The organism is Streptomyces calidiresistens (assembly GCF_014141525.1).
GTDB lineage: Bacteria > Actinomycetota > Actinomycetes > Streptomycetales > Streptomycetaceae > Streptomyces > Streptomyces calidiresistens.
The window spans coordinates 1-6,051 of sequence record NZ_VKHS01000301.1 but is presented as its reverse complement, the minus strand read 5'-3'; the positions used below and the strand labels follow the sequence as shown (position 1 = coordinate 6,051).

Below are 6,051 nucleotides of genomic sequence, written 5' to 3'. Positions count from 1 at the left end.
GGCGGGCGGCGTCTCATCCCCTGCCGGCCCCCGTGAGCGGCGTGGTGTGTCGGGCCACCAGCCCTCGTGCCTCCTCGATCTCCTCCGGGGAGGCGAACAGCCGCTTGGGGATCACCATGACGGGCGCGGACATCCCCCGGGAGCCCAGCAGCACGAGGCAGCGTTCCGTCTCCGCCCGGTGGGGGTGGTCCTTCCAGCCCGTCGTGAACGTCGAGAGGTCGCCGCCGGCCTCGATCCCGCCCTCGTGGAGTCGCATCCGGCACTCGCCGCGGGCCGTCACCGCGGCGTGCAGGCGACGCAAGCGCAGCCGGTCCGTCGACCACCCCACCACCGCTCCGACCCGGACGCCGCCGCCGAGCAGGCCGACCGCCCCGGCCCCCTCCCGGTCGGGAAGGCTCGGTGCGAGCAGGAGTCCGCACACCCCCGCCCCCATCGCCACGGCGATACCCCACCGCACGACCCGCATGCCCCGCCGGGCCCGCATGCCGTCCCACAGGTCCCGACCGGTGATCGGCCCGCTCACCTCCACTGCCCGCACGCCGCGCTCCCCTCCGCACGCCGCGCCACTCACGGCGGGCCGCCCGCGAGTCTCCCGGGGGCGCCGCGATGCCCGCGCGTCGGGGGCCCCGGGGGGCGACGGGACAAGATCCGGTGGAGGCAGCCGGGCCCCCGTTACCCGGGAGCGGTTTCCCGGCGGCGCTCCCGCATCGGCATTCCGGAAAACCCCGGTGAGGCGTCACGGAAAACCTTTCTTTCGAAAATCACCCGCAGATGATCGACCCTTTGGCACAACAGATCACCCGACGGGTGTCGAGGGGTCCGTTTTCTCCCCCGGGACGCCTCTCCCACCCCCACTCACCCTCCTACCACTCCTGTTCGACGGACCCGACCGAAAAGACGCTCTCGACAGGCCGGGTGTTTCCCGTTTCCCTCTCATCGGGAAACGGGAAACACCCCCATTCGCCTTGTTCCCCCGCGCCGAGCCGGCCCATTCTGTCGTGCGGCGCACGGCCGGGGGACGCCACGGAGGGACAGGTCATGCGAGCGTTCGTCGAATTCGGCGAGGAACTCCGCAAACGACGTCTGGAAGCCGGACTGAGCCTCACCGGCTTGTCCGCGAGGGTCCACTACAGCAAGGCGCACCTGAGCAAGGTCGAGCGCGGCCTGAAACGCCCCAGTGGCGATCTGGCACGCCTGTGCGACGCCGCGCTCGACGCCGGCGGGGCCCTGATCGGACCCGCGCTCCGCCGGGACACCCCGCGGCGGGCACTCCGAGAGGACGTCACCGGGCCGAACCACCGCCCCCCGCACACCGACGAGGAGGCACACCACATGAATTCCTCCCCCGGGGACGACACCGGGCCCCGCCCCATCGGAAGGCGCCGGATGATGGTCGGCGGCGCCGGCGCGGCGATGGCCATGGGTGTCATCCGACCCGCCCCGGCCGACGCGGCGGCGCCGGCCGCGCACCCCCTCCCCGACCCGGGAACCGACGAGGCACCGGGTGGACTGCTGGAGGGCTCCCGGGCCCTGTTCGAGCACTACCGGAGCGTCGGCCAGACCGTGGACCCCGTTTTCCTCATCCCCGCCCTCACCGCGCACACCCACTCGCTGCGCGAGGCGGCCGGAGCGGCGGGCGGCGCCGACGGCAGGGCCCTGTTGCTGCTCGCCTCCCGGTACGCCGAGTACGCGGGATGGCTGATCCAGGAGACCGGCGACGACACCGGTGCCCTCGCCCGCACCCGTCTCGCCGTCGAACTCGCCGAGACGGCCGGTGACCGGACCCTCGCCGGCTACGCCCTCACCCGCCACGCCCTGATCGCGATGTACCGGGGGGACGCGTCGCAGACCGTCGAACTCTCCCGGCGGGCGGGGCACCCCCGGCTCCCGGCCCGCGTCCGGGGCCTGGCCGCCCAGCACGAGGCCCAGGGGCACGCCCTGGCCGGGGACCACACCGCCTGTATGCGCAGCCTGGACCGCGCCCGGGACCTGCTCGCCGAGGACGGGGACCCCGGGGCCCCCGTCCTCGGCACCACCCATCTCCCCGACATCGTCGGCATGGTCACCGGCTGGTGCCTGGTCGACCTGGGACGTCCCGGGGAGGCGGCCCGGGTGCTCGACCGGCAGGTGGCGCACGTCCCGGCCCGGGCCCTGCGAGTCCGCACCCGATTCGGGGTCCGTCGGGCCCTCGCCCACGCCATGGCCGGCGAGATCGACCACGCCGCCCGGCTCACCGGCGAACTCCTCGACGACATCGAGGCCGTGAACTCGGCGACCGTCACCACCGATGTCCGCCGTCTCGCCCGGGTGCTCACCCGCCACGAACGCCGGTCGTCCGTCCGCCGGGTGGCCCCCCGCCTGGGGCACCTCACCGAAATCCGACACAGCTGAAGGGAAAACGACCGTGCCCGAGATCTTCATCAACTACCGCGGCGACGGAAACGGGGGCAAGGGCCGCGCGACGTTGCTCAACGTCCACCTGCGCGACCGCTTCGGCCCCGAGCACGTCTTCTTCGACAACCGGTCCATCCGCGCCGGCTCCCACTTCCCCACCGACCTCCTCACCGGTGTGCGGCGGTGTTCCCTCCTGCTGGCCGTCATGGAGCCCGGTTGGGAGGAGAACCCCGCGCTGGGCCGCCCCGACGACTGGGTCACCAGGGAAATCGTGGAGGCGTACGGGAACGCGGTGCGGATCGTACCGATCCGCACCGGCCGGACCCCCGTACCGCTCCGCGCCAGGGACCTTCCCCCCGCCCTGTCCTTCCTCGCCGACCTGCAGTTCCTGCCGCTGGACGACGGGAACCACGAGGCGGACCTCGAGCGCATCGGCGACACCGCCGTCGAACTGGTGCCCGCCCTGGAGAAGTCGGACCGCCTCGCGGCGGACTCCCGGGAGCGGCGGGGAGAGGTCCCGCCGACGGTGACCAACACCGTGGGGGACGTGTCCGGTACGGCCGTGCAGACCCGGGATGTGACCGGGGACGCGGGCACCGTCGTCAAGGGCTCCTCCGGACCCGTCCACACCGGGAGCGGAAACCTGTACCAGAACTCCCGGCACGACTCGGGGGACCGGCACTTCCACGGTGACGTCATGGGATACGTGGAGGGCGACAACCACGACGGTTTCCACCAGCACTTCGGCGAGTCCCGCCGACGACGCGACGGGGACGAGGAGCGGCGCCGGGACGGGAACCGGTGACCGAAACCCTCACCCACACCACCCGGGTCTCCGACGCCCGGGGACCGGTGAACACCGGCAGCGGTGACCAGTACATCAGCTACACCGTGATCACCGAAGCCCTGAAGGACTCCCGGGGAAAGAGCCCCCGGCGGGTCCTGGAGGACGAACTCCGGGAATTGCGGAGACGCTTCGTGCCACCACGGGGCACCGGAGAGGCACGGGAACTCCTCACCCGGCGGAGGATGATCCTGCTGGACGCCGATCCCGGCACCGGCCGTTCGGCCACCGCCCGCGTCCTGCTGTCGGAGCGACGGCGGACGAACGACACCATCCACCACCTCCCCCTCCCCGGGGAGGAGGGTGGACGATTCCCCGACCCCGAGCAGATCGACCGGCACGGCTGTCTGCTGCTCGACGTCTCCGAGGCCGCTCCCGGCACATGGGCCACCGTCCGGCCGGAACTTCCCGCTCTGCTGGGGATCGTGCGCGATCGGAGCGCGTATCTGGTGGTGATCCCGCCCTCCACGGCGACGGCCGGCGAGGAGGTGGAGTTGAACCCGTACCGGGTGGCGCTCACCCGCCCCTCGAACGAGCAGGTGATCCGTGCCCACCTGCGGGCCGAGGACATCACACCGTTCGATACGGAGGGAGTGTGGCCGGAGTTCCCGAACGCCGTTCTGGACACCTCCCGCCCCATGCGCGAACTCGCCCGTTTCGTCCATCTCATCGCCCGGGCCCGGAACTCCCCGGAAGCCGGGAGCACGTTCGAGCAGTGGTGCGCCGGCGCGGCGGAGGTGCTCACCGATCAGGCCGATGAGGTCGCCCGACTGGCCGCCGATGCGGGGAACGGCCCGGATCGGGGTCTGCTGCTGGTGGCGTCCCTTCTGCACGGCTCTCCCACGGACGTCGTCCACCGGGCGACCACCGCCCTGCTGCGCGTCACCGGGCAACCGGCCACCGATCTCCCCCTGCTCGAACAAGCCGACCTGGCTCAGCGGTTGAAAGAGGTGGGCGCCCTCATCGACCCCGCCGGGAGGGTCCGGTTCGAAAAACTCGACCGCGACCGCGCCGTGCGCGCCCACTTCTGGAACGCCAGACCCGACCTGCGGCAACCGTTGCGTACCTGGCTCGACGACCTCGTGACCGACCCCGACCACGGCGTCGGCGGCGAGAGCCTCAGGCATGCCGTCGAGCGCCTGGTCTCGGAACACCTGCGGACAGGGCACGGAGACGAGGTGGCACAACTCGTCCGGAGGTGGGGACGGGGTCGCTTCACCCGGGCCCGGCTGGACTCCGCCTCCCGAGCCCTCCTCCTGGGCCTCAGGGCCGAGGGGAGCCGGGAGTTCAGGAAAGCCGTGCGCGAGTGGGCGCAATCGGAGACGCTCCCCCGCTGGTTCCGTGACCTGCTGGTCGAGGTGTGCACGGGCGTCATCGCGTTCACCCATCCCCACCAGGCGCTCGTCCGCTTGCACCACCTGGCGCGGTGGGAGACCGGGGACCACCGGGCACGCGACGCGCTTCGGGACCTGGTGCGCCGACAGCCCGACCTCCGCGATCACCTCCTGGGCCGCCTGGTCCGCCCCGACCACCCGAAGGCCGACACCTCTCTCTTCCTCCACCTCGCCGATCCGGTCTCCCTGATCACCTCCGCTCCGGGGGAGTCCCTTCCCGTGGAGCGCCGCGTGGTGCGGGAACGCCTGGTCATCGGCTGGTCACGGGCGTTCGAGCACGCCCCGATCGGGCTGCTCTCGGCGGCGATCGGTCACTGGTTGAACGTCGCCGCGCACCACGACAAGCACACGGAGGCCCTGCTGGCCATCCCGGTCGAGGGCGCCATGGCCCGACCCGACCGGCCCGGCCTCCTGTACGGAATCGCCCGGGCCCGGGCCCACCGCGTACCCGGCGGTCCCGAACGCGGCACGGAGATCCTCACCGCCCTGCGGGAGGCGATCTCCGCCGCCCGGAGTCGTTCGTCCGAGGCGGTACCGCCGCGTCGCCCCACCGAGGAGAACCCGTCGTGAGCGCCGGCACCCGAACCCTGACCGTCTTCCTCGCCGTCCTGACCGCCCTGTTCGTCGCCATCGCGGGTGTCTCCACGCAGTGGCCCGGCCCGGTGTGGGTGTGGCCCCTGCTGCTCCTCGCCGCACCGGCCCTGGTCGTGGAAACCGTCCGGATGGCGGCCGGCCGCCGGACCCCGATCCCACCCGAGGTGACCCCGTACCTGCCGGCCGCACCCGTGGAACGACGCGAGGCCCGCGTCAGCGGGGTCGCCCTGCCCAGCGCGTTGGAGGACTACGACTTCTTCCTCTCGGGGACGGTGCGGTGGAGCCCCACCGGGGCCGGGGGGACGGAACCGCTGATCAACCCGGCCGGGTTGGCGGTCGAGGCCGTCCTGGCCCGGGCGCGGGCGATCACCGAGCGCCGGGAGCCCGGCCGGGTCTCCCTGGTGCAGCACGAACTCAACGGCGACCTGAGCGTGATGCGGACCGAGCCCTCCGGACGGCTGCGGGTCATGGCCGAGGGGATCACCCTCGTCCTGGCCGACCACGACCGGGAACGCCTGGAGCAGCTGGCCGAGGTCCGCAAGGAGAAGGCCGTGTGGGAACACCGCAGGAAACACGAACAGAGCCGCCGGGAGTACCTGGGCGAGGATGTCTTCAAGGACACCGGCAGCGCCCTCACCTGGTGGCTCGCCCGCAACGACGAACAGGTGGAGAAGACGGTGGGGGACATCGGGCTCATCGCCCGCCTGACCTCGGCGGTGAACGACACCGACGTGCCCGAGCGCCTGCGTCACCTGGTCCCCGACGCCGAGCCGTCGCCCGTCGGCCCGCCGATGACCTCCGAGGAGGAACAGCCCACCCCGGGCG

General features: G+C 72.6%; 5 protein-coding genes. 4 read left to right on the top strand and 1 reads right to left on the bottom strand.

Translation table 11 applies throughout. From position 1 onward, the window contains the following. Positions 1–13 precede the first annotated feature (13 nt). Complete coding sequence (locus FOE67_RS13860) at positions 14–538, bottom strand: hypothetical protein (RefSeq protein WP_182664100.1); 525 nt, start codon at positions 536–538, stop codon at positions 14–16. Positions 539–1,038: 500 nt separating this feature from the next. Between FOE67_RS13860 and FOE67_RS13855 the strand changes: the two genes are divergently transcribed. The 4 genes from FOE67_RS13855 to FOE67_RS13840 all read left to right on the top strand — a co-directional run. Further along, positions 1,039–2,391 (top strand): helix-turn-helix domain-containing protein, encoded by a 1,353-nt coding sequence (locus FOE67_RS13855; protein ID WP_182664098.1) that lies wholly within the window; start codon positions 1,039–1,041, stop codon positions 2,389–2,391. A 13-nt stretch (positions 2,392–2,404) separates the two neighbouring features. Then, positions 2,405–3,199, top strand: coding sequence for a toll/interleukin-1 receptor domain-containing protein (locus FOE67_RS13850; protein ID WP_182664096.1), 795 nt, complete (start codon positions 2,405–2,407; stop codon positions 3,197–3,199). Beyond that, on the top strand, positions 3,196–5,202 hold the full coding sequence (locus tag FOE67_RS13845) for a hypothetical protein (RefSeq protein WP_182664095.1): 2,007 nt from the start codon (positions 3,196–3,198) through the stop codon (positions 5,200–5,202). The genes FOE67_RS13850 and FOE67_RS13845 overlap by 4 nt, the downstream gene beginning before the upstream one ends. Continuing rightward, a partial coding sequence (locus FOE67_RS13840; protein WP_182664093.1) for a hypothetical protein occupies positions 5,199–6,051 on the top strand: 853 nt, incomplete at its 3' end. The genes FOE67_RS13845 and FOE67_RS13840, both read left to right, overlap by 4 nt.